The organism is Streptomyces sp. AHU1, assembly GCF_045343905.1.
Lineage (GTDB): Bacteria > Actinomycetota > Actinomycetes > Streptomycetales > Streptomycetaceae > Streptomyces > Streptomyces triticiradicis.
Genome location: NZ_CP174283.1, coordinates 6,590,043 through 6,610,958 on the forward strand (window position 1 = coordinate 6,590,043; position 20,916 = coordinate 6,610,958).

Consider the following 20,916-nt stretch of genomic DNA (forward strand, 5'->3'; position numbering starts at 1 on the left):
CCTGAAGGAGGTGTTTATCGTCAGGCAGACGACTATGATCGCGGCATGCCCTACGACCCGTCAGCCTTTCCGCCCTTCGCCGTGACCGTGGACCTGGTCGTGCTGACCGTGCGCCGCCATGCCCTGTGTGCGTTGGCGGTACGGCGGGGCGAGCAGCCGTTCCAGGGGCGGTGGGCACTGCCCGGCGGCTTCGTACGGCCCGACGAGGATCTGGCCCAGGCCGCGGCGCGCGAACTGGTCGAGGAGACGGGCCTGTGCGCCCACGACCCCTCCGTGCCCGCGCAGGACAACGGCGCCCACCTCGAGCAGCTCGCGACCTACGGCGACCCCAAGCGCGATCCCCGGATGCGCGTGGTGAGCGTCGCGCATCTCGCCCTCGCCCCCGACCTGCCCGCTCCCCGGGCGGGCGGCGACGCGAACAGCGCACGCTGGGCGCCGGTCGAGGAACTGCTGCAGCAGGGCGGGTACGGGCGTGACGGGGAGAAGGCGGCACCCCTCGCCTTCGACCACGCGCAGATCCTCTCGGACGGTGTGGAGCGTGCCCGGTCCAAGATCGAGTACTCGTCGCTGGCGACCGCTTTCTGCCCGACCGAGTTCACCGTCGGTGAGCTGCGCCGTGTCTACGAGGCGGTGTGGGGCGTGGCGCTCGACCCGCGCAACTTCCACCGCAAGGTGACCGGTACGCCGGGCTTCCTCGTGCCCACCGGGGGCACGACCACGCGCCAGGGCGGCCGGCCCGCCCAGTTGTTCCGCGCGGGCGGTGCCACGCTGCTCAACCCGCCGATGCTGCGCCCCGAGGTCTGAGCAGGGCGGCGAAAGCGGTCCGGGACCCCACGCCGGGCGCGCTCGCCGGACCGCGAGGCTCGGCGGGGACGATTCGCATGGTGCCCGGAAAATCCGAAATGTCGCGCTATCTTGCTTTGAGTGATCCAGGCCATCGGACTGACCAGCAACACCCGCAAGGCGCGTCCCCCCGCCGTCGACGACGTGTCCTTCGAGGCGCGCGCGGGCCACGTCACGGCGCTCGTCGGAGCCCCGGGCGCGGGCAAGACGACGGCGCTGAGGCTCATGCTCGAACTCCAACAGGGCCGCGGGATCACCTACTTCCGAGGCAGGCCGCTGCATCGGATCGCTCACCCCTCGCGCGAGGTCGGCGTGCTCATGGGCGAGGTGCCGGGTCATCCGGCACGCACGGTCCGAGGCCAGCTCCGCATGCTGTGTGCCGCGGCCGGTGTACCCGTGCGCCGCGCGGACGAAGTCCTCGAAGCGGTCGGACTCGTCAGCCTCCGGAACGAGAACCTGGGCACGCTGTCCCGCGGCATGGACCGCCGGCTCGGACTGGCCTGCGCGCTCCTGTCCGCCCCCCACGCCCTCGTGCTCGACGGCCCCACGGACGGACTGGCCGTCAGGGAAGGGCGGTGGCTGCACGGGATCCTGCGCGCCCACGCGACACAGGGCGGCGCGGTGCTGTTCACCACGGACGACCCCAAGGAGGCCGCTCGAACCGCGGACCGGGTCGTCACGCTGGACCAGGGCCGCCTGGTCGCCGATCAGGAGGCCGCGGAGTTCGCCCGTACCCGGCTCCGCCCGCGGGTCGCCGTCCGCAGTCCGCACGCCGTCCGGCTCGGCTCGCTCCTGACCAAGGAGGCCCGCTCGGCGCAGCGCTCCGTCGAAGTCGTCCATGAAGAGGGCAACCGGCTCTCGGTGTACGGCAGTACCTGCGCCGACATCGGCGAGACGGCCTTCCGGCACGGCATCCTCGTACACCAACTCGCCGACGAGACGGGAGACATGGGACCCGCTCCGATCGTGCCGCCGGAGGAGGGCGAGCACCCCGCCGCCGAGCAGCGCCCCGCCGGGGCGCCGACCGAGGCACCGGCCGCGGACGTCCTTTCCGCCCTCCCGCCCCCCATCGCCGTACGCCAGGTCCGGAGCCCGCTGCGCCCCCTGCGCTACGAACTGCGCAGGGCCGCCGGTGTCGGTACCGGCTACTTCACCGCGGCCGCCGTTCTCGTCACCTCGGTCCTCCTGTCCGTCCTCCTGGCCAGGATCGGTCATACGCCCCAGCCGCGTCTGCTGGCCGCGTGGCCCCGGGAACTCCCGCTGCCGCCCGCCGCGCTCGGAGCCGGGCTGCTGGGCGCCGTCGCCTTCGGCGAGGAGTTCCGCCATCCCGCCCTGGCCGCGGACCGCGGCACCGTCCCGCGCCGGCTGGGACTGCTGGCCGCGAAACTCCTCGTCGCCTCGGTCACCGCGCTGCTGCTGGCGTTCGTCACGGTGGGGTGCGACCTCGAGGCGCTCTACCTCGTCTACGGACGGGAGCTCGCCGGAGTTCCGTCGGACTGGCTCTCGTTGAGCGCGAGTTGGTTCGGCCTCGTGGTGGGCTGCGCGTGGGCGGGTGTGCTGGCGGCCGGCATCTTCCGCTCCACCGCCGCCGGGCTCGCGGCGGTGCTCGCCGTGCCGGTCGCCGTCGTACCGCTCGTACAAAAAGCCTTTCAGGGGCCGTCCGTGCGGTCGGCCGCCGGATTCCCGGAGCGGCTCCGGGAACTGGTTCTCGTGCAGTGGCCGTTCGGCGGGGAGCGATACCTGGCCGCCGGTGTGCGGGTGCTCGCCCAACCCGTGGGCGGAGCACTGTTGTTGTCGCTGGCCGCTCTGCTCTGTGCGTATCTGCTCACGACCCTGCGGAGCCGGGTCCGATGACGACCGTCCGCACCCTTCCGTTCCCCCTGTGCGCACAACTCCCCGAAGAACGCCCATTTCTTTCCGATAAGGCGTCAATTGCGACGGTGTGAGCGATCACCCTTTCGTGTGCTTTTCACCAAAGACCTCAAGGCAGTTGGAGTCGGCGCCGACAAAAGACCCGTGAGTACCCTTGCGCAGACCATGATGACCGCCGCCCGTTCCGCCGATTCCGGCCTGGCCGGACCGGGCGAACTCGACCGTTACCCCTATAGCGACGCTTCCGGTGCGGACCGTGTGGGTCCCCCCGTCTGGGAGAGCGCCGAGCCGGAACTCGGCCGCGTCGGCCGCCGCGCCGCGGGCAGCCGCGGACGCGGGCTGCACGGCCAGCTCGTCCAGCAGCTCGGCCAGATGATCGTCTCCGGAGACCTCGGCGCGGACCGTCCGCTCGTGCCCGAGGAGATCGGTCAGCGGTTCGAGGTCTCCCGGACCGTCGTCCGTGAGTCGCTCCGCGTCCTGGAGGCGAAGGGGCTGGTCAGCGCCCGCCCGAACGTCGGCACGCGGGTGCGTCCCGTCAGTGACTGGAACCTCCTCGACCCGGACATCATCGAATGGCGGGCCTTCGGGCCGCAGCGGGACGACCAGCGGCGCGAGCTGAGCGAGCTCCGCTGGACCATCGAGCCGCTCGCCGCGCGCCTCGCGGCCGGACACGAGCGCGAGGAGATCAAGCAGAGGCTCGGTGACATGGTCGAGATCATGGGCCACGCCATGTCGCAGGGTGACGCCCTCACCTTCTCCCGGGCCGACGCCGAGTTCCACGCGCTGCTCATCCAGCTCGCGGGCAACAGGATGCTGGAGCACCTCTCCGGGATCGTGTCGGCGGCGCTCCAGGTCTCCGGCGGCCCGGTCACCGGCTGCGACCGGCCGAACGAGGCCTCGCTGGGACACCACGCCCGCATCGTGGACGCCCTCGCGGCGGGCGACGGCGCGGCGGCCGAGACGGCCATGCGGCAGCTCCTCACCGTCCACCCCGAGGTGGAGCGTGTCGTGCCCGCGCCGCGCGAGCACTGATCGCGCGGCGCGGGTGACGCGGCCCGGAGCGGGTACACGTCCGTGGCGGCGTCGGACCCGTGAGCCCTCACCCGTCGGGATCTCACCTGTCGGGGCCTCACCGAATCCTTCGCGGATTCGGTGAGGCCCCGACGGTACGACCGGGCGGCGGATCATGAACTAACCTAGTTTGACGGGATCTGTCATCTTTTGAGTGCTTACGGGGTGTGACTCGGGCCACGCAGATTGGGCGTAACGCTCTTCGGGGCAGCGCGATGACCTAAGAGGTGACAGCCGAGGAAGGAATACAGACGCCGTGTGTGGCGCTGTGAATCTTCCCGGCCCCCGCCCGCGCCGTCGGCCCATCCCCAGTCGGCGGTCGTCGGTTCCTGTCCGCAGTGGACGGGGCCGGAAGCCGTTTTCCAACGTTCCGAGAGGTTGTTCGTGTCGGCCAGCACATCCCGTACGCTCCCGCCGGAGATCGCCGAGTCCGTCTCTGTCATGGCGCTCATCGAGCGGGGAAAGGCTGAGGGGCAGATCGCCGGCGATGACGTGCGTCGGGCCTTCGAAGCTGACCAGATTCCGGCCACTCAGTGGAAGAACGTACTGCGCAGCCTCAACCAGATCCTCGAGGAAGAGGGTGTGACGCTGATGGTCAGTGCCGCGGAGCCCAAGCGCACCCGAAAGAGCGTCGCAGCGAAGAGTCCGGCCAAGCGCACCGCCACCAAGACCGTGGCGGCCAAGACGGTGACCACCAAGAAGGCCACCGCCACCGCGGCTCCGGCTGCCCTCGCCGACGATTCGGCCGAGGACGCCTCCGCAGGCAAGCCCGCCGCAGTCAAGAAGGCGACGGCCAAGAAGACCGTCGCCAAGAAGACGGTCGCCAAGAAGACGGCGGCCAAGAAGACGAGCGCCAAGAAGGACGACGCCGAGCTCGTCGACGACGAGACGGTCGAGGAGACCCCGGGCAAGCCCGGCGCGGACGAGCCCACCGAGGACGGCGCCCAGGGCTTCGTCCTGTCCGACGAGGACGAGGACGACGCGCCCGCGCAGCAGGTCGCCGCCGCCGGTGCCACCGCCGACCCCGTCAAGGACTACCTCAAGCAGATCGGCAAGGTCCCGCTGCTCAACGCCGAGCAGGAGGTCGAGCTCGCCAAGCGCATCGAGGCCGGTCTGTTCGCCGAGGACAAGCTGGCCAACGCCGACAAGCTCGCTCCCAAGCTCAAGCGTGAGCTCGAGATCATCGCCGAGGACGGCCGCCGCGCCAAGAATCACCTCCTGGAGGCCAACCTCCGCCTGGTGGTCTCCCTGGCCAAGCGCTACACCGGTCGCGGCATGCTCTTCCTGGACCTCATCCAGGAGGGCAACCTCGGTCTGATCCGCGCGGTCGAGAAGTTCGACTACACCAAGGGCTACAAGTTCTCGACGTACGCCACCTGGTGGATCCGTCAGGCGATCACCCGTGCCATGGCCGACCAGGCCCGCACCATCCGTATCCCGGTGCACATGGTCGAGGTCATCAACAAGCTCGCGCGCGTGCAGCGCCAGATGCTCCAGGACCTGGGTCGTGAACCCACCCCGGAGGAGCTGGCCAAGGAGCTCGACATGACCCCCGAGAAGGTCATCGAGGTCCAGAAGTACGGTCGTGAGCCCATCTCGCTGCACACCCCCCTGGGTGAGGACGGCGACAGCGAGTTCGGTGACCTCATCGAGGACTCCGAGGCCGTGGTCCCCGCCGACGCGGTCAGCTTCACGCTCCTCCAGGAGCAGCTGCACTCCGTTCTCGACACCCTGTCCGAGCGTGAGGCGGGTGTCGTGTCGATGCGCTTCGGCCTCACAGACGGCCAGCCGAAGACCCTCGACGAGATCGGCAAGGTGTACGGCGTGACCCGTGAGCGGATCCGCCAGATCGAGTCCAAGACCATGTCGAAGCTGCGTCACCCGTCGCGTTCCCAGGTGCTGCGCGACTACCTCGACTAGGCCTCGGCCGCATGTCGGAGAGGGCCCGACCCCCTTTTGGGGGCCGGGCCCTCTCCGTGTGCGCGGAGTGCGTGCCCGCGCCCGCTGGATCACTCTGGGTGTTCCACGACCCTCCCAGTGTGAGGAGCGCGCATGCGCCGTCCCTACGCCCCGACGCTGGCCCTCGCGGCCGCCACAGCGGTGATATCCCTGACGACCCCTGCCCTGGCATCTCCTGACAGCGTTGTCATCGGAAGCCGTCCGGTCCAGATCTCCGAGAGCCCGTGGACGGTCGCGCTGTCCAGCCGTGACCGGTTCGGGGGTACGCGCGCCGGCCAGTTCTGCGGAGGGGTGGTCATCGGTCCGACCACGGTCCTCACCGCGGCCCACTGCCTCGGCGACGACGTGCTGGGGGCGCCGTCGCGCCGGACGGACGATCTGAAGGTCATAGCGGGGCGGGGAAACCTCACGTCGGACGACGGCAAGGAGATCCCCGTACGCGACATCTGGGTCAACCCGCGCTACGACAGCGATACGAGCGCCGGGGACTTCGGCGTGCTGACGCTCGCCGAGCCGCTGCCGGCCGCCTCCGTGATCCGCATGGCGCCCTCGGGGGACCCGGCCTACGAGCCGGGGACCGCCGCCGTGGTCTACGGCTGGGGCGACCTGACAGGCGGTGGCGACTATGCGACCAGCCTGCGGGCCGCGGACGTGCACGTGCTGTCCGACGCCTCCTGTGAGCGGGCCTATCCCGGCGATGAGACCGGGACCTACGACGCGGCGTCCATGGTCTGCGCCGGAGAGCCGGGGGGCGGTCATGACGCCTGCCAGGGGGACAGCGGCGGGCCGCTGGTCGCCCAGGGGCGCCTGATAGGTCTGGTGTCATGGGGGAGCGGCTGCGGGCGCGCGGGGAGCCCGGGTGTCTACACGCGGGTCTCGGAGGTGGTCCGGGCGCTGGACGCGGGACGCTGAGAGCCCTTGGCGACGCGATACGAGTGTGGGCGGTCACACCCTGTGTCCAGGGGGTGACCGCCCACTCACCGGCCTGTCGCCGGCACCCGCTCGTCGTTGATGCGAAGGGTCAGCGATCTTCGTCGTTGACGCTCTCGGGAACGGACGTGAGCCGCTCCGTCTCGTCCTGTATCTCAGCGGCGATCTTCTTGAGTTCCGGCTCGAACTTGCGACCGTGGTGGGCGCAGAAGAGCAGTTCTCCGCCGCTCAGGAGGACGACGCGCAGATATGCCTGGGCGCCGCAACGGTCGCAGCGGTCAGCGGCCGTCAGCGGGCTCGCGGGGGTCAGAACAGTAGTCACGTCGCCTCTTCTCTAGCTCGACGAGCTGTCGTACCAGGGTCAACATCCAACCAGGCCGAAAACGTTCCCGCTCGCGGCTTTTCCTCGAAATTTTCTTTCGGGGCGGTTGTCTGCTGCCGGGTGGCGGCGAATGAGCCGTATTGCGTGTCTTTGTGTCTGTACGGGTTCGCGCTGTCTGTCAGGTGTCGGTCCTCCCGGCTGGATTGCCGGTTGTTCATGAGGACGTGCCCGGAGCCTAAATGGTTCATGCCTCGAAGGGAACGTGATATGTACTTCACTCCATCGAGGGATCGAACACTCATGCGATCCTGGACTAGGGTGAGTTCAAGCGAGGGTGGTGCTACAACGGCTCTACCAGGCCTCGGTACCCTCTGAGCGGCGACCGAAGCCGGGCCCTTACCCAAAAGGGCCTCCCATGAAATTCAGCGAGGAGCGAACCGCGTGACCGCCGAGACGTCCGTGCCGTCCACAGCGCTGCTGACCGGAGCAGACCGTGACGGTTCCAACTACACCGCGCGGCACCTGCTCGTCCTTGAGGGGCTCGAGGCAGTGCGGAAGCGCCCGGGCATGTACATCGGGTCGACCGACAGTCGTGGCCTGATGCACTGTCTGTGGGAGATCATCGACAACTCCGTGGACGAGGCCCTCGGGGGCTACTGCGACCACATCGAGGTCATCCTGCACGACGACGCCTCCGTCGAGGTGCGGGACAACGGCCGTGGCATCCCCGTCGACGTGGAGCCCAAGACCGGTCTCTCCGGCGTCGAGGTCGTCATGACCAAGCTGCACGCCGGCGGCAAGTTCGGCGGCGGCTCGTACGCGGCCTCCGGCGGTCTGCACGGCGTGGGCGCCTCCGTGGTGAACGCGCTCTCTGCCCGCCTGGACGTCGAGGTGGACCGCAACGGCCAGACCCACGCCGTGAGCTTCCGGCGCGGCACCCCGGGTGCCTTCAAGGCCGACGGGCCCGACGCCGCCTTCGACGCGACGGGCGGGCTGCGCAAGCTCAAGCGGATCCCGAAGACCCGCACCGGCACGCGCGTGCGCTACTGGGCCGACCGCCAGATCTTCCTCAAGGACGCCAGGCTCTCCCTGGAGCACCTCCACCAGCGCGCCCGCCAGACCGCCTTCCTGGTGCCGGGCCTGACCATCGTCGTCCGTGACGAGTTCGGGCTCGGTGAAGGCGGCAGCAAGGGCGAGGAGTCGTTCCGCTTCGACGGCGGAATCAGCGAGTTCTGCGAGTTCCTGGCAACCGACAAGCCGGTCTGCGACGTCCTCCGCTTCACCGGGCAGGGGACCTTCAAGGAGACCGTCCCGGTCCTCGACGAGCACGGCCAGATGACTCCGACCGAGGTCACCCGTGAGCTGGGCGTCGATGTCGCCCTGCGCTGGGGCACCGGATACGACACGACCCTGAAGTCGTTCGTGAACATCATCGCCACCCCCAAGGGCGGCACCCACGTCGCGGGCTTCGAGCAGGCCGTCGCCAAGACGATGAACGAGGTCCTGCGGACCAAGAAGCTGCTGCGGGTCGCCGAGGACGACATCGTCAAGGACGACGCGCTGGAGGGTCTCACGGCCGTCGTCACCGTGCGCCTCGCCGAGCCGCAGTTCGAGGGGCAGACGAAGGAGGTCCTCGGCACCTCGGCCGCCCGCCGCATCGTGACGAACGTGGTGACCAAGGAGCTCAAGGCGTTCCTGACCTCCACGAAGCGGGACGAGGCCGCGCAGGCGCGGGTCGTCATGGAGAAGGCCGTCGCCGCCGCGCGCACGAGGATCGCCGCCCGTCAGCACAAGGACGCACAGCGCCGCAAGACGGCCCTGGAGTCCTCCTCGCTGCCCGCCAAGCTCGCCGACTGCCGCAGTGACGACGTCGAGCGCAGCGAGCTGTTCATCGTCGAGGGCGACTCCGCGCTGGGTACGGCGAAGCTGGCCCGGAACTCCGAGTTCCAGGCGCTGCTGCCGATCCGGGGCAAGATCCTCAACGTTCAGAAGGCGTCCGTGACGGACATGCTGAAGAACGCCGAGTGCGGTGCGATCATCCAGGTCATAGGTGCCGGTTCCGGGCGGACCTTCGACATCGACGCGGCGCGCTACGGGAAGATCATTCTCCTTGTCGACGCCGATGTCGACGGCGCGCACATCCGGATTCTGCTGCTGACGCTGTTCCAGCGTTACATGCGGCCCATGGTCGAGGCGGGACGGGTGTTCGCGGCGGTTCCGCCGCTGCACCGGATCGAACTCAGCCAGCCCAAGAGGGGGCAGGACAAGTACGTCTACACGTACTCGGACCGTGAGCTGCGGGAGACGGTGCTGGAGCTGCAGCGCAAGGGTGTGCGCTACAAGGACTCGATCCAGCGGTACAAGGGTCTCGGAGAGATGGACGCCGATCAGCTGGCCGAGACGACGATGGATCCGCGGTTCCGGACGCTGCGCCGGATCAACATCTCCGACCTGGAGGCCTCCGAGCAGGTGTTCGACCTGCTGATGGGGAACGACGTGGCTCCGCGCAAGGAGTTCATCTCCAGCTCGGCCGCGACGCTGGACCGGTCGCGGATCGACGCGTAGCCCTGCCGGGTGGTTCGCGGCCTGGGCCCGGTGGGTGGGGCGGGGCCGTGCCGGTACATCCGCCCGCATCCGGACGGATCCCAGCGGGGTTTCGAGGTGCGGGTGGGTTCTGATCCGTCCGGCCTGCGGGCATTCGATGTACCGGCACGGCCCCGACGGCGCGCTGCCGACCGCGGGTGCGAGATCCAGCCGGTCACAGCCCCGGCCGGGGGAAGTTTCAGCCCCTCCGGCGTTTGAGGAGCGGGGGTCCGGGGGCAGCGCCCCCGGGTTCGATGGGGGTCCCCCCTGGTCGAGCGAAGCCGAGACCTTGGGGGAGGGTAGGGGCGGAGGGGGCGAACAAAGTCTGTGGTCGGCTCGGCGGGGCTGAGGCCGCGTGATCAGGGCTCGGCGTGAAGCGGTCCACCCGTGGGTGGAGAGACGGGGGTGCCGGGGATCCACCCAAGGTCCACCCCGGCTCCGATCTGCGGAGACCGCGATGTCCGTAGCGTCGATGGGGTCGGCAGCGCTCGCTGCGGACACCCGCTTCTCGCTCACGGAGGCCGTGCATGTCCGGGCTCATGAATGCCGTGGTGATCTTCGCTGTCGCCGTCGTGGTGATCGTGCGCCAGTTCAGCGCGCGCCGGATCGGTTCGGACCGGCGCTGGTGGGCCGTGCCCGTCGTTCTCGCCGTCGTGGCCCTGCGCGAGCCCGGCGTGATCGACCCGCATCACCAGGTCGAGGCGTCCCTCCTGCTGGGCGCGGAACTGGTGACGGCGCTGGCCCTCGGAGCCGGGTGGGCGTGGACGACGCGGATATGGACCGAGTCGGACGGCTCGGTGTGGAGCAGGAGCACCAAGGCCAGCGGGATCGTCTGGATCGTGGGCGTCTGCTTGCGGCTGGGTCTGTTCGGCATCGGTTCCCTGCTCGGTGTGCACCAGGACTCCTCCGCCCTGATGCTCGGCCTGGCGGCCACCCTGCTGGTCCGTTCCGGGCTGCTGATCCGGCGGGCGCAGTCCCTGCGGCCGACGGTGACCGGGCAGGTCCCGACGTACGGTGACGGTGTGCGCCGGGTCCTGCGGAAGGAGCGCCTGTGACGGACGACGTCTGGACGCGCTGGCCCTCTCGTGAGGCACTCTCCCGCGTAGGGGTGCACCAGGCCCGCCGAGTGCTCGCCTGGGTCACACGCGCCATCGTCCTCGCCATGCTGGTCGCCACGACACTCACGAACTCCGAGCTCGGCGGCTGGGCGGTTGCCGGAGGCATCGCGGGAGTCGCGGTGTCCGGGCTCCTCGCCTGGGGGTTCTGGCGGACCACGCTGGAGCATCGCCTGCCGGTGTCCCTGGCGCTGCTCGCCCTGCTGCTGGCGGTCGCGGTCGCGGGATACGGCGCGGGCTTCCGGGTTCCCTCACTCGTCCTGCTGTGCGGCTGTGCCGTCGCCGCCATCGAACGGCTGCCCCTCGCGGCGGCCCTGCCGGCCACGGCGGTGGCGCTCGGCGCGTACGCGGCGTTCGACAACGACGTCTGGCTGACCACCGCGGCCACCGCCGCGGGACTGGCGCTCGCGGGATACGTGCTGCGCCTCGACGCGGAGGCGCGGGCGAGCGCGCAGCGGCTGCTGGTGCAGGAACGCGCGGCCCACGCGGCCGAGGCGGAGTCGGCGGCCCTCGCGGAGCGGGCGCGGATAGCCAGGGAGATCCACGACGTCCTGGCGCACAGCCTCTCGGCGCAGCTCGTGCACCTGGAGGCGGCCCGGCTGCTCATCGAGAGAGGCGCGGACCGGGAGACCATCCTCGAACGGGTCGTGGCGGCACGGGGAATGGCCCGTGACGGGCTCGCGGAGACCCGGCAGGCGCTCTCCGCGCTCCGGGGCGAGATGTCTCCGCTGGAGGACTTCCTCGGCGAACTCGTCGCCACCGCCGACCGTGCCGGTGTCACGGTGACCGGCGAACGTCAGCCGCTGCCGGCGGAGGCCTCCCAAGCGGTGCGCAGAGTCGCGCAGGAGGCGCTGACGAACGTGCGCAAACACGCTCCGGGAGCCGAGATCCACATCCGTCTGGACTACGGCGAGCACGAAGTGACGCTGGATGTACGGGATTCGGGTGGAAAACCGGGCGAGCTCAGCGGTTCGGGAGCCGGGTACGGTCTGCTGGGCATGCGGGAGCGCGCCGAGCTGCTGGGCGGCTCGCTGGATGCCGGACCGGGCGAGGAGGGGTTCGTGGTGACGTTGAGGGTGCCGGTATGACCGAGCGGGCGGAGGGCAGGCAGCCGGCGCGGGTCGTGGTCGCGGACGATCAGACGGTCGTGCGCGAAGGCATCGTGATGCTGCTGGGGCTGTTGCCCGGGATCGAGGTCGTCGGAGCGGCCGGCGACGGGGCCGAGGCGGTGGAGCTGGTGGCCGAACTCGCCCCCGACGTCGTGCTGATGGATCTGCGCATGCCCCGCTGCGACGGGGTCGAGGCGACCCGGCGCATCCGTGCAGAGCATCCCGGGACCCAGGTCGTCGTGCTCACGACGTTCGCGGACGACGAGTCGTTGTTCCCCGCGCTCCGTGCCGGGGCCCGCGGCTATCTGACCAAGGACGCGGGAGGAGACGAGATCGTGCGGGCCGTGGAAAGCGTGCTCTCCGGGGACGCGGGGCTCTCGCCGAGCGTCCAGCGACGGCTGCTGGAGCGGCTGTCGGACCCGGAACCGGCGCCCGGCCCGCCTCCGGAGGCTCCGGACGGGCTCACCTCGCGCGAGACGGAGGTTCTCCTGCTGATCGCCGAGGGCCTCAGCAACCATGAGATCGCCCGCAAGCTGCATGTGTCCACGGCCACGGTGAAGACCCACATCAACAATCTCTTCGCCAAGGCTGGCCTCAAGGACCGTGCCCAAGCGGTCCGTTACGCCTATGGGAAAGGTCTCGTACGGCCGCCCGCGGGATGAGGTCACCTGATGGGGTGAAGAGCGCTGAGAGAGCGGTCGGGAGGCCCTCCGATCTGCACATCCTTGGGTACGCGGCAGAAACAGGTCGCGGACAAGGAGAGTTCGGTGGACAAGCACGACGGCGGCGACACGGGGGACGTCCGGTTCGACGACCCCTGGTACGACGCGCTCGCTTCCGGCTGGGGCGAGTTGGACGGCACGGGCGCGCTCGCTCCCGCCGTGCCGGCCGCCCGCTCGGAACACGAAGGGCGATCGGGCGGGGCCGCCCACGTCTATCTGGAGGTGCAGCGCAGTGCCGCCTTCCAGGAAGTGCGCGGCCGATACCGAAGGTTCGTGATTCCGGCCGTCGCCGTCTTCTTCCCCTGGTACGTGGGATACGTGGTGACCGCGACCGCCGCACCGGGGTTCATGGCGCGGCCCGTCGCAGGGATGGTGAACGTGGCACTGCTCGCGGGACTCGGGCAGTTCCTCACGACGTTCCTGCTCGCGTGGGCGTACGCGCGGCACGCGCGGCTGCGCCGGGACCGCGCGGCCCTGGAACTGCGCTGGGACACCCAGGAGATGACGCGGAACGCGAGGGGTGGCGAGCGGTGAACGGACATCACCAGACCCTGGCGCTCCTGCTGTTCAGCGCGTTCGTCGCGGTGACGCTGGCGATCACGACATGGGTGAGCCGCAACCGCCACGGCTCGGCGGAGGAGTTCTACGCGGGCGGGCGCTTGTTCTCGCCGATGGAGAACGGCTTCGCGCTCTCCGGGGACTACATGTCGGCCGCGTCCTTCCTCGGCATCACGGGACTCATCTCCCTGTACGGCTACGACGGTCTGCTGTACGCCGTGGGATTCCTGGTGGCCTGGCTGGTCGTTCTCTTCCTCGTCGCCGAACTCGTGCGCAACTGCGGGCGGTTCACGCTGGCCGACGTCGTTGCGGCCCGGATGGACGAGCGGCCGGTGCGGATCGCGGCGGGATCGTCATCGGTGGTGGTGTCCGTCATGTACCTGGTGGCGCAGATGGTGGGCGCGGGCAGCCTGGTCTCGCTGCTGCTGGGAGGCACGAGCGACGCGGCACGCAACTGGACGGTCATCGGTGTCGGCGCGCTCATGGTGATCTACGTGTCGATGGGAGGTATGCGGGCGACCACCTGGATCCAGATCGTCAAGGCGGTTCTGCTGATCGGCGGGGCCATCGTGCTCACCGTGCTGGTCCTGCTGCGGTTCCACGGGGACGTCAACGAACTGCTGCGTGCGGCCGCGGGGCGCAGCGGGCACGGCAAGGCCTTCCTCGCGCCCGGGCTGAAATACGGCGGCGACTGGACGGCGCGCTTCGACTTCATGAGCCTCGGGCTCGCGCTGGTGCTCGGCACCGCCGGCCTGCCGCACATCCTGTCGCGCTTCTACACCGTGCCGACCGCGCGGGCCGCCCGGCGCTCGGTGGTGTGGTCGATCGGGCTCATCGGCGGCTTCTACCTGATGACGATCGTGCTCGGCTTCGGCGCGGCCGCCGTCGTCGGTCCCGAGGCGGTGCGGGGAGCGAACGCCGCGGGGAACACCGCCGTTCCGCTGCTGGCCCTGGACTTGGGCGGCGGCGCCGACTCGACGGGGGGAACGATCCTGTTCGCGGTTGTCGCCGCGATCGCCTTCGCCACCATTCTCGCGGTCGTCGCCGGAGTCACCCTCGCGTCCTCGGCGGCCGTGGCCCACGACCTGTACGCCTCGTTGCGCAACCGCCGTGTGAAGCCGCACGGCGAGGTCGTGGTGGCGCGTGTCGCGTCGGTCGGCATCGGTGTGGTCGCCATCGCCCTGAGCCTCCTCGCCCGTGATCTCAACGTCGCCTTCCTGGTCGGTCTCGCCTTCGCCGTCGCGGCGTCCGCGAATCTGCCGGTGCTGCTGTACTCCTTGTTCTGGCGGTCCTTCACCACGCGCGGTGCCGTGTGGGCCGTGTACGGCGGTCTGGTGCCCGCGGTGGTGCTCGTGCTGCTCTCGCCGGTGGTGTCGGGCAGCCCCGAATCGCTGTTCCCGGATGTGGACTTCCAGTACTTCCCGCTTCAGAACCCGGGCCTCGTCTCGATTCCCCTGGGTTTCGTCGCCGGCTGGCTCGGCACCGTCACCTCGGCGGAGCCGCCGGACGAGGCCAAGCACGCCGAGATCGAGGTCCGCGCGCTCACGGGTGCCGGAGCCGTCTGAGCGGCCGCGCGTCCCTCGTGACGCTCTGAGGCGGCATGCGGTCCACACGACAATCCCTGGCCGGGGAGTGCCGTATCAGGGCGTCACCCACGCGTAGCGGTGTTCCGGGCGCCCCGTGTCGCCGTACTTGAGGGAGAGGCGCAGCCGCCCGGCCTGCTCCAGGTGCCGCAGATAGCGCTGGGCGGTGGATCGGCTGAGGCCGGTCTCGGACGCCACCTCGTGGGCCGACAGCGGTTGGCCCGCCTGGTGCAGCACGTCGCAGATCAGGTCCGTGGTCGGCTCCGAATGACCGCTGGGCAGCCCGGGGGAGGACGGCGCGGGTGCGGTGCGCAGGGCCCCGAAGATCCGGTCGACCTGTTCCTGGCCCGTCACACCGTGGCCGCCCACCCGGTCGACGGTGCGGCGCAGGGCGGCGTAGGAGTCGAGGCGGGTGCGCAGGGCGGTGAAGGTGAACGGTTTGATCAGGTAGTGCAGGGCGCCCAGGCGCATCGCCGCCCGTACCGTGGCCACATCGCCGGCCGCGGTGATCATGATGACATCGGTGCCGTGACCGTTCTCCCGCATCTGGTGGACGAGTTCGAGACCCGTCCGGTCCGGCAGATAGTGGTCGAGCAGCACCAGGTCGACGGGAGCGCGCTCGATCGCGGCCAGGGCCTGGGCGGCACTGTGCGCGCGGGCGGTCACCCGGAATCCGGGAACCTTGCTCACGTACTTCGCGTTGATCTCGGCGACGCGGAAGTCGTCGTCCACGACCAGGACGTCAATCATCGGGCCTCTTTCTCTCAAGGCCTGGGCGAGTGTTGCGCCCGTGTTTCGGCTCCGCATGTTGTAGCGCGAGCAAAATGAGCACAACAGACCCTTGCGAGCAGAAGAACGCCTTGCGCCCAGAAGACTGATGCTGTGGCCCGCACCACATCTACGGTCCCGGGCCATGAGCACAGACACCGGCCCCGCCATCGAGCTGCGGGGCGCGAGCAAGATCTTCAAGACCCCGTCAGGGGGTTTGCACACGGCCGTCAGGGAGCTCGACCTGACCGTCGGCCGGGGCGAGTTCGTGGCCGTCGTCGGACCGACCGGCTGCGGCAAGTCCACCACGCTGACCCTGGTCAGTGGTCTTGAGGAACCCACCGAGGGCGAGGTACTGGTCGCCGGAGAGCCGGTCGCCGGCGTCGGGGACAAGGTCGGATTCGTCTTCCAGCAGGACGCCACTTTCCCCTGGCGCACGGTTCTGTCCAACGTGATGGCCGGGCCCCGGTTCCGTGGCGTGCCCAAGGCGGAGGCGAAGGAACGAGCCCGGGAATGGCTCGCCCGGGTCGGGCTCGCGGCTTTCGAGGACCGCTACCCCCACCAGCTCTCCGGCGGTCAGCGCAAGCGCGTCGCCCTCGCCGCGACCTTCGTCAACGACCCCGAGATCCTGCTGATGGACGAGCCCTTCTCGGCGCTCGACGTGCAGACCAGGGCGCTGATGTCCGACGAACTGCTCGAACTGTGGGAAGGGACGGGCGCCTCCGTCGTCTTCGTCACCCACGACCTGGAGGAGTCCATCGCGCTCGCCGACAAGGTCGTCGTGATGACCGCGGGCCCCGCCACCGTGAAGCAGGTCTTCGACATCGATCTGCCGCGGCCGCGCAAGGTCGAATCGGTGCGTCTGGAGCCTCGGTTCATCGAGATCTACCGCGAGATCTGGGAGTCCCTCGGGGAAGAGGTCCGCATCACCCGCGAAAGGGGTGCCGCACATGTCGCCTGAGGTTCTCGGCGCCCCGGCCGTCGACACGGCCAAGGTCTCGGGCCGCGCGCACTCCCGTGCCCGTGCCGCCCGCAGACGCAAGCTCGTGGTGGGCGCCGCCCGGGTGCTGCTCCTGGTAGCCGTGCTCGGCCTGTGGGAGGCCCTCTCGCGGGCCGAGGTCATCGACCCGTTCAACTTCTCGATGCCCTCGAAGATCTGGGAACAGATCCAGACCTGGGTGATGCACGGGACGGCGCTCGGCCCTCTCGGCGAGCAGATCTGGTACACGCTTCACGAGGCACTGCTCGGCTGGGTCATCGGTGTGGTCGCCGGTGTGGTCTTCGGTATCGCCCTGGGGCGGATCACCCTGCTCGCAGACGTCCTCGGTCCGTACATCAAGGTGCTCAACTCCATACCCAGGATCGTCCTCGCGCCCATCTTCGTGATCTGGTTCGGGCTCGGACCGGCCTCCAAGGTCGCCTCGGCCGTGGTGCTCGTCTTCTTCCCGGTGTTCTTCAACGCCTTCCAGGGAGCCCGGGAGGTCGACCGGAACCTGGTGGCCAACGCCCGGATCCTCGGCGCGAGCGATCGCCGGGTGACCCTGCAGGTCGTCATACCGTCCGCCACCTCGTGGATCTTCACCAGCCTCCACGTCAGTTTCGGTTTCGCGCTCATCGGCGCGATCGTCGGCGAGTACATCGGTGCCACCAAGGGTGTCGGCCTGCTCGTCGCGCAGTCGCAGGGCACCTTCAACGCGGCCGGGGTGTACGCGGCGATGGTCATCCTCGCCGTCGTCGCCCTGCTCGCCGAAGGACTGCTGACGTTCGGCGAACGCCGCATCTTCCGCTGGAAGCCGTCGGAGTCCGACCGCTGACTCCGCTCCCGCCCCAGCGAGCACACCCGATCCCACCCTCACGCACGTACGAGCCCGCCCGTACGCACGATCCCGCCGTACGCACGGCCTCCCCTCCACTCACAAGGACGTGAACCACCATGCGCAAGACCGCCAGATACTCCGCGCTGGCAGCCGCCGGTCTGCTCGCTCTCACCTCGCTCACCGCCTGCGCCAATGACGCGGCGGGTACGGCGGCCGACTCCGGCAACGGTGGCGGCAAGGGGGAGCACGTCAAGATCATGGTCGGTGGACTGGACAAGGTCATCTACCTGCCGGCGATGCTCACCCAGCGGCTCGGCTACTTCGCGGACGCGGGTCTGGACGTCGAGCTCCTCAGTGAGCCGGCCGGTGTCCAGGCCGAGACCGCCCTCGTCTCGGGACAGGTGCAGGGCGCGGTCGGCTTCTACGACCACACGCTCGACCTGCAGACCAAGGGCAAGGCCGTCGAGTCGGTCGTGCAGTTCTCGCACGCGCCGGGTGAGGTCGAGATCGTCTCCGACAAGCGCGCGGGCGACATCACTTCGCCCAGGGACTTCAAGGGCAAAAAGCTCGGCGTCACCGGACTCGGCTCCTCGACCGACTTCCTCACCAAATACCTGGCGGTCAAGAACGGGGTGCAGGTCAGCGAGTTCACGCCGGTCGCCGTCGGTGCCGGACCGACGTTCGTCTCTGCCCTCGAGAAGGGCGCGATCGACAGCGGCATGACGACGGACCCCACCGTCGCCACGGTCATGGAGAAGAAGCTCGGCAAGGTGCTCGTCGACATGCGCACGCCCGAGGGGTCGCAGAAGGCGCTCGGCGGACCCTATCCCTCGTCAAGCCTGTACATGCAGACGGACTGGGTCAACGGTCACAAGGAGACGGTCCAGAAGCTGGCCGACGCCTTCGTGAAGACCCTGCGGTGGATGTCCGGGCACAGTGCCTCCGAGATCGCCGCCAAGATGCCCGCCGACTACTCCCAGGGCGACAAGACGCTGTACGCCGGGGCCATCAAGAGCACGCTGCCGATGTTCACCGACGACGGGGTGATGCCCGAGAACGGTCCCGAGACCGTCGAGAAGGTCCTCAAGGCGTTCAACCCGAACATCAAGAACGCCGACATCGATCTGAGCAAGACGTACACCACGGAGTTCGTGAAGAAGGCGGCCGGCTGACCGCCCGCGGCCGAGACCGCGCCGAGCCGCCCCGCCCCGCGTACGACCGGTCTTTCCCGCCGGCCGTACGTGCGGCGGGGCGGCCTCCGTGTGCCGCCGGCCGCGTCATCCGCCGCGGGGCGCCCAGACGTAGCGGTGCTCCGGGCGGCCCGCGTCGCCGTACCTGAGGCTCAGACCCGCCTTCCCCGTGCGCTCCAGGAGCTTCAGATAACGCTGTGCGGTCTGCCGGCTCAGCCCGATCTCCTCCGCGACCTCCTGGGCCGACAGCGAGCCCTCCGCGTTCACCAGCGCGCGCCGTACGAGCTCGGCGGTCGGAGGGGAGTGCCCCTTGGGCAGGCCGGGCACGGTGCCCGCCGAGAGGGTCCCGAAGATCTGGTCCACTTCGGACTGCTCGGCCGTGCCGTCGCGGTCGAGGGTGCGTCGCAGATCCGCGTACGTCTCCAGTACGGCGCGCAGCCCGGCGAACGAGAACGGCTTGACCAGGTAGTGGAGTACGCCCTGCCGCAGAGCCGCCCGCACGGTCGCGAGGTCACGTGCCGCGGTCACCATGATCACATCGGTCTGAAGGCCCCGTCGGCGCATCTCCTGGACGACCGCGAGACCTGTCTCGTCCGGCAGGTGGTGGTCCAGGAGGACCAGGTCCGGGCGCGGTGACGCCTCCATCGCGCGCAGCGCCTCGGCGGCGCTGTGCGCCGTACCGGCGACACGGAAGCCGGGCACCCTTTCCACCTGGGCGGCGTTGACGCGGGCGACCCGGGGGTCGTCGTCCACGACCAGAACCTCGATCATCACGTCTCTCCGCGGTTGTTCCCGGCGTTCCAGGTGCTCCTGGCGCCCCCGGTGGCGTCCTTCGGAGCGAGCGACGGGTCCGTCAGCGCCTCCGGCAGGACGACGGTGAACTGCGCGCCGCCGCCGTCCGCGTCGGTCACCTCCGCGCTGCCGCCCTGCCGCTCGGCGAGGCGCCGCACCAGGGAGAGGCCGATTCCGCGCTTGCCGTGCGCCGGTGGCCGCTTCGTGCTCCAGCCGTCAGTGAAGACCAACTCCCGTCGCTCCTCCGGGATGCCGGGGCCGGTGTCCCGTACCCGCAGTACGGCGGCCCGCCCCTCGACGCGCAGTTCGACCTCCACGCGTGCGTGCGGCGTGCCCGCGACGGCGTCGAGCGCGTTGTCGACGAGGTTGCCCACGACCGTGACGAGCCCCCGAGGGTCGACCAGCCGGTCCGGCAGCACCGTCCGGTCCGATATCCACAGCGCCACGCCACGCTCGGCCGCCACGGTCGCCTTGCCGACCAGAAGCGCGGCGAGCAGCGGATCGTGGATCTTCTCGGTGATCTGTTCCGCGGTGACCCTGTGTTCCCCGACCACCTCTCCGATGAACTCCACGGCGTCGTCGTACATCTCCAGTTCGAGCAGCCCCAGAAGTGTGTGCATCCGGTTGGCGTGCTCATGGTCCTGTGCGCGCAGGGCGTCGATCAGGCCGTGCGTGGAGTCGAGCTCGCGGCCGAGCTGCTCCAGTTCGGTCCGGTCGCGCAGGGTTGCCACGGCGCCGCCGTCCTCGGTGGGCATCCGGTTGGCCACCAGGACGCGCTGGCCGCGGACGGTCAGCAGGTCCTTCCCGGTGACGCGTCCGGCCAGCACGTCCGTCGTACGCCCCGGGCCCAGCGCGTCGTCGAGCGGCTGTCCGACGGCCTCGGCGCCTACTCCGAGCAGCCGCTGCGCCTCGTCGTTCAGAAGACGTACGCGACCGCCGCGGTCGAGGGCGACCACGCCCTCCCGGATGCCGTGCAGCATCGCCTCACGTTCCGCGAGCAGCGCCGAGATGTCGGAGAAGGCCAGGTCATGGGTCTGGCGCTGGACCCTTCGGGAGATCAGATACGCGGCCAGCGCGCCCACGGCCATGGCCCCGCCCGCGTACGCGAACAACCCCGGGATCGCGTCGATCAGCCGGGCCCGCACACTGTCGTACTTGATCCCCACCGACACCGCGCCGATGATCCGGTCGTCGGCGTCACGCAGTGGCACCTTGCCCCGTGCGGAGCGCCCCAGGGTTCCGGTGTCGATCTCCATGACGTCCCTGCCGGCCAGGGCCCGCTTCGGGTCCGTCGAGACCGGTCTGCCGATCTCGGTGAGGGCCGGGTGCGACCAGCGGATGCCCCGCATGTCCATCACGACGACGTACTCGGCGCCACTCGCCTTCCGTATCCGCTCGGCCTCGGCCTGTACGGGGCCGGTCCTCGAAGGAGCCGTCCGCCGGAGGTCCACGGCGATCTGCGGCTGGGCGGCCGTGGTCTGCGCGATCGCCAGGGCGCGCCGCATGGCCTGGTCGTCCAGCTGCGCGCTGAGCGGCGCCAGGAACAGCCCGGTGGCGAGTACGGCGACTCCCGCGGCGATCGCGATCTGCATCAGCAGTACCTGGGCGAACACCCGCCGCGGCAGACCGAGGCGCAGTCGTCGTACGGGGGGAGTGGGGCTCATGCCCATGACGGTACGGGG

Annotated in this window: 18 protein-coding genes; 14 read left to right on the forward strand and 4 right to left on the reverse strand. The window is 69.9% G+C overall.

The features are described from left to right. Window positions 1–45 precede the first annotated feature (45 nt). The 5 genes from ACICHK_RS29330 (at window position 46) to ACICHK_RS29350 (ending at window position 6,657) form a co-directional block, all read left to right on the forward strand. On the forward strand, window positions 46–804 hold the full coding sequence (locus ACICHK_RS29330; protein WP_151468752.1) for an NUDIX domain-containing protein: 759 nt from the start codon (window positions 46–48) through the stop codon (window positions 802–804). Between the two features lie 120 nt (window positions 805–924). Continuing rightward, the gene (locus ACICHK_RS29335) at window positions 925–2,697 is read left to right on the forward strand and encodes an ATP-binding cassette domain-containing protein (RefSeq protein WP_406839198.1); all 1,773 of its coding nucleotides are present in this window, start codon (window positions 925–927) and stop codon (window positions 2,695–2,697) included. 162 nt (window positions 2,698–2,859) lie between these two features. Then, on the forward strand, window positions 2,860–3,747 hold the full coding sequence (locus tag ACICHK_RS29340) for a FadR/GntR family transcriptional regulator (RefSeq protein WP_192582338.1): 888 nt from the start codon (window positions 2,860–2,862) through the stop codon (window positions 3,745–3,747). A gap of 423 nt (window positions 3,748–4,170) precedes the next feature. Continuing rightward, complete coding sequence (locus ACICHK_RS29345; protein WP_151468750.1) at window positions 4,171–5,706, forward strand: RNA polymerase sigma factor; 1,536 nt, start codon at window positions 4,171–4,173, stop codon at window positions 5,704–5,706. Between the two features lie 132 nt (window positions 5,707–5,838). Beyond that, on the forward strand, window positions 5,839–6,657 hold the full coding sequence (locus tag ACICHK_RS29350) for a serine protease (RefSeq protein WP_406839199.1): 819 nt from the start codon (window positions 5,839–5,841) through the stop codon (window positions 6,655–6,657). A 109-nt stretch (window positions 6,658–6,766) separates the two neighbouring features. Here ACICHK_RS29350 and ACICHK_RS29355 read toward each other — a convergent pair whose 3' ends face one another. Continuing rightward, a complete protein-coding gene (locus ACICHK_RS29355; protein WP_103549626.1) occupies window positions 6,767–6,997 on the reverse strand; it encodes a hypothetical protein in 231 nt (76 codons plus the stop codon). 441 nt (window positions 6,998–7,438) lie between these two features. Between ACICHK_RS29355 and ACICHK_RS29360 the strand changes: the two genes are divergently transcribed. The 6 genes from ACICHK_RS29360 (at window position 7,439) to ACICHK_RS29385 (ending at window position 14,649) form a co-directional block, all read left to right on the forward strand. Next, window positions 7,439–9,562 carry a type IIA DNA topoisomerase subunit B gene (locus tag ACICHK_RS29360; protein ID WP_151468748.1) on the forward strand — a complete coding sequence of 708 codons (2,124 nt, stop codon included), beginning with the start codon at window positions 7,439–7,441 and terminating at the stop codon, window positions 9,560–9,562. A 545-nt stretch (window positions 9,563–10,107) separates the two neighbouring features. Continuing rightward, window positions 10,108–10,635 carry a DUF1453 domain-containing protein gene (locus tag ACICHK_RS29365; protein ID WP_406839200.1) on the forward strand — a complete coding sequence of 176 codons (528 nt, stop codon included), beginning with the start codon at window positions 10,108–10,110 and terminating at the stop codon, window positions 10,633–10,635. After that, window positions 10,632–11,783 carry a sensor histidine kinase gene (locus ACICHK_RS29370; RefSeq protein ID WP_406839201.1) on the forward strand — a complete coding sequence of 384 codons (1,152 nt, stop codon included), beginning with the start codon at window positions 10,632–10,634 and terminating at the stop codon, window positions 11,781–11,783. The genes ACICHK_RS29365 and ACICHK_RS29370 overlap by 4 nt, the downstream gene beginning before the upstream one ends. Next, entirely contained in the window at window positions 11,780–12,466 is a 687-nt protein-coding gene (locus tag ACICHK_RS29375) for a response regulator (protein ID WP_406839202.1), read from the forward strand. The genes ACICHK_RS29370 and ACICHK_RS29375 overlap by 4 nt, the downstream gene beginning before the upstream one ends. A gap of 105 nt (window positions 12,467–12,571) precedes the next feature. Then, complete coding sequence (locus tag ACICHK_RS29380) at window positions 12,572–13,060, forward strand: DUF485 domain-containing protein (protein ID WP_151468744.1); 489 nt, start codon at window positions 12,572–12,574, stop codon at window positions 13,058–13,060. Beyond that, window positions 13,057–14,649 carry a cation acetate symporter gene (locus tag ACICHK_RS29385; protein WP_406839203.1) on the forward strand — a complete coding sequence of 531 codons (1,593 nt, stop codon included), beginning with the start codon at window positions 13,057–13,059 and terminating at the stop codon, window positions 14,647–14,649. Before ACICHK_RS29380 ends, ACICHK_RS29385 begins: the two co-directional genes overlap by 4 nt. 75 nt (window positions 14,650–14,724) lie before the next feature. Here ACICHK_RS29385 and ACICHK_RS29390 read toward each other — a convergent pair whose 3' ends face one another. After that, complete coding sequence (locus tag ACICHK_RS29390; RefSeq protein WP_406839204.1) at window positions 14,725–15,417, reverse strand: response regulator; 693 nt, start codon at window positions 15,415–15,417, stop codon at window positions 14,725–14,727. Window positions 15,418–15,580: 163 nt separating this feature from the next. Between ACICHK_RS29390 and ACICHK_RS29395 the strand changes: the two genes are divergently transcribed. The 3 genes from ACICHK_RS29395 to ACICHK_RS29405 all read left to right on the forward strand — a co-directional run bounded on the left by ACICHK_RS29395 (window position 15,581) and on the right by ACICHK_RS29405 (window position 18,424). After that, window positions 15,581–16,396, forward strand: a complete 816-nt coding sequence (locus ACICHK_RS29395) for an ABC transporter ATP-binding protein (RefSeq protein WP_406839205.1) — start codon at window positions 15,581–15,583, stop codon at window positions 16,394–16,396. Next, window positions 16,386–17,249 carry an ABC transporter permease gene (locus ACICHK_RS29400; RefSeq protein ID WP_406839206.1) on the forward strand — a complete coding sequence of 288 codons (864 nt, stop codon included), beginning with the start codon at window positions 16,386–16,388 and terminating at the stop codon, window positions 17,247–17,249. The genes ACICHK_RS29395 and ACICHK_RS29400 overlap by 11 nt, the downstream gene beginning before the upstream one ends. A 119-nt stretch (window positions 17,250–17,368) precedes the next feature. Then, the gene (locus ACICHK_RS29405; protein WP_406839207.1) at window positions 17,369–18,424 is read left to right on the forward strand and encodes an ABC transporter substrate-binding protein; all 1,056 of its coding nucleotides are present in this window, start codon (window positions 17,369–17,371) and stop codon (window positions 18,422–18,424) included. 105 nt (window positions 18,425–18,529) lie between these two features. Here the strand turns inward: ACICHK_RS29405 and ACICHK_RS29410 are convergent, their stop codons facing one another. Both ACICHK_RS29410 and ACICHK_RS29415 read right to left on the reverse strand, forming a co-directional pair. After that, complete coding sequence (locus ACICHK_RS29410) at window positions 18,530–19,213, reverse strand: response regulator (protein ID WP_406839208.1); 684 nt, start codon at window positions 19,211–19,213, stop codon at window positions 18,530–18,532. Continuing rightward, window positions 19,213–20,898, reverse strand: a complete 1,686-nt coding sequence (locus ACICHK_RS29415) for an ATP-binding protein (RefSeq protein ID WP_406839209.1) — start codon at window positions 20,896–20,898, stop codon at window positions 19,213–19,215. Before ACICHK_RS29415 ends, ACICHK_RS29410 begins: the two co-directional genes overlap by 1 nt. Window positions 20,899–20,916 lie beyond the last annotated feature (18 nt).

Coding starts and splice junctions, on each gene's coding strand:
- ACICHK_RS29405 (WP_406839207.1), top strand. CDS start 17,369: ATGCGCAAGACCGCCAGATACTCCGCGCTGGCAGCCGCCGGTCTGCTC.
- ACICHK_RS29375 (WP_406839202.1), top strand. CDS start 11,780: ATGACCGAGCGGGCGGAGGGCAGGCAGCCGGCGCGGGTCGTGGTCGCG.
- ACICHK_RS29400 (WP_406839206.1), top strand. CDS start 16,386: ATGTCGCCTGAGGTTCTCGGCGCCCCGGCCGTCGACACGGCCAAGGTC.
- ACICHK_RS29410 (WP_406839208.1), bottom strand. CDS start 19,213: ATGATCGAGGTTCTGGTCGTGGACGACGACCCCCGGGTCGCCCGCGTC.
- ACICHK_RS29395 (WP_406839205.1), top strand. CDS start 15,581: ATGAGCACAGACACCGGCCCCGCCATCGAGCTGCGGGGCGCGAGCAAG.
- ACICHK_RS29365 (WP_406839200.1), top strand. CDS start 10,108: ATGTCCGGGCTCATGAATGCCGTGGTGATCTTCGCTGTCGCCGTCGTG.
- ACICHK_RS29390 (WP_406839204.1), bottom strand. CDS start 15,417: ATGATTGACGTCCTGGTCGTGGACGACGACTTCCGCGTCGCCGAGATC.
- ACICHK_RS29330 (WP_151468752.1), top strand. CDS start 46: ATGCCCTACGACCCGTCAGCCTTTCCGCCCTTCGCCGTGACCGTGGAC.
- ACICHK_RS29350 (WP_406839199.1), top strand. CDS start 5,839: ATGCGCCGTCCCTACGCCCCGACGCTGGCCCTCGCGGCCGCCACAGCG.
- ACICHK_RS29415 (WP_406839209.1), bottom strand. CDS start 20,898: ATGAGCCCCACTCCCCCCGTACGACGACTGCGCCTCGGTCTGCCGCGG.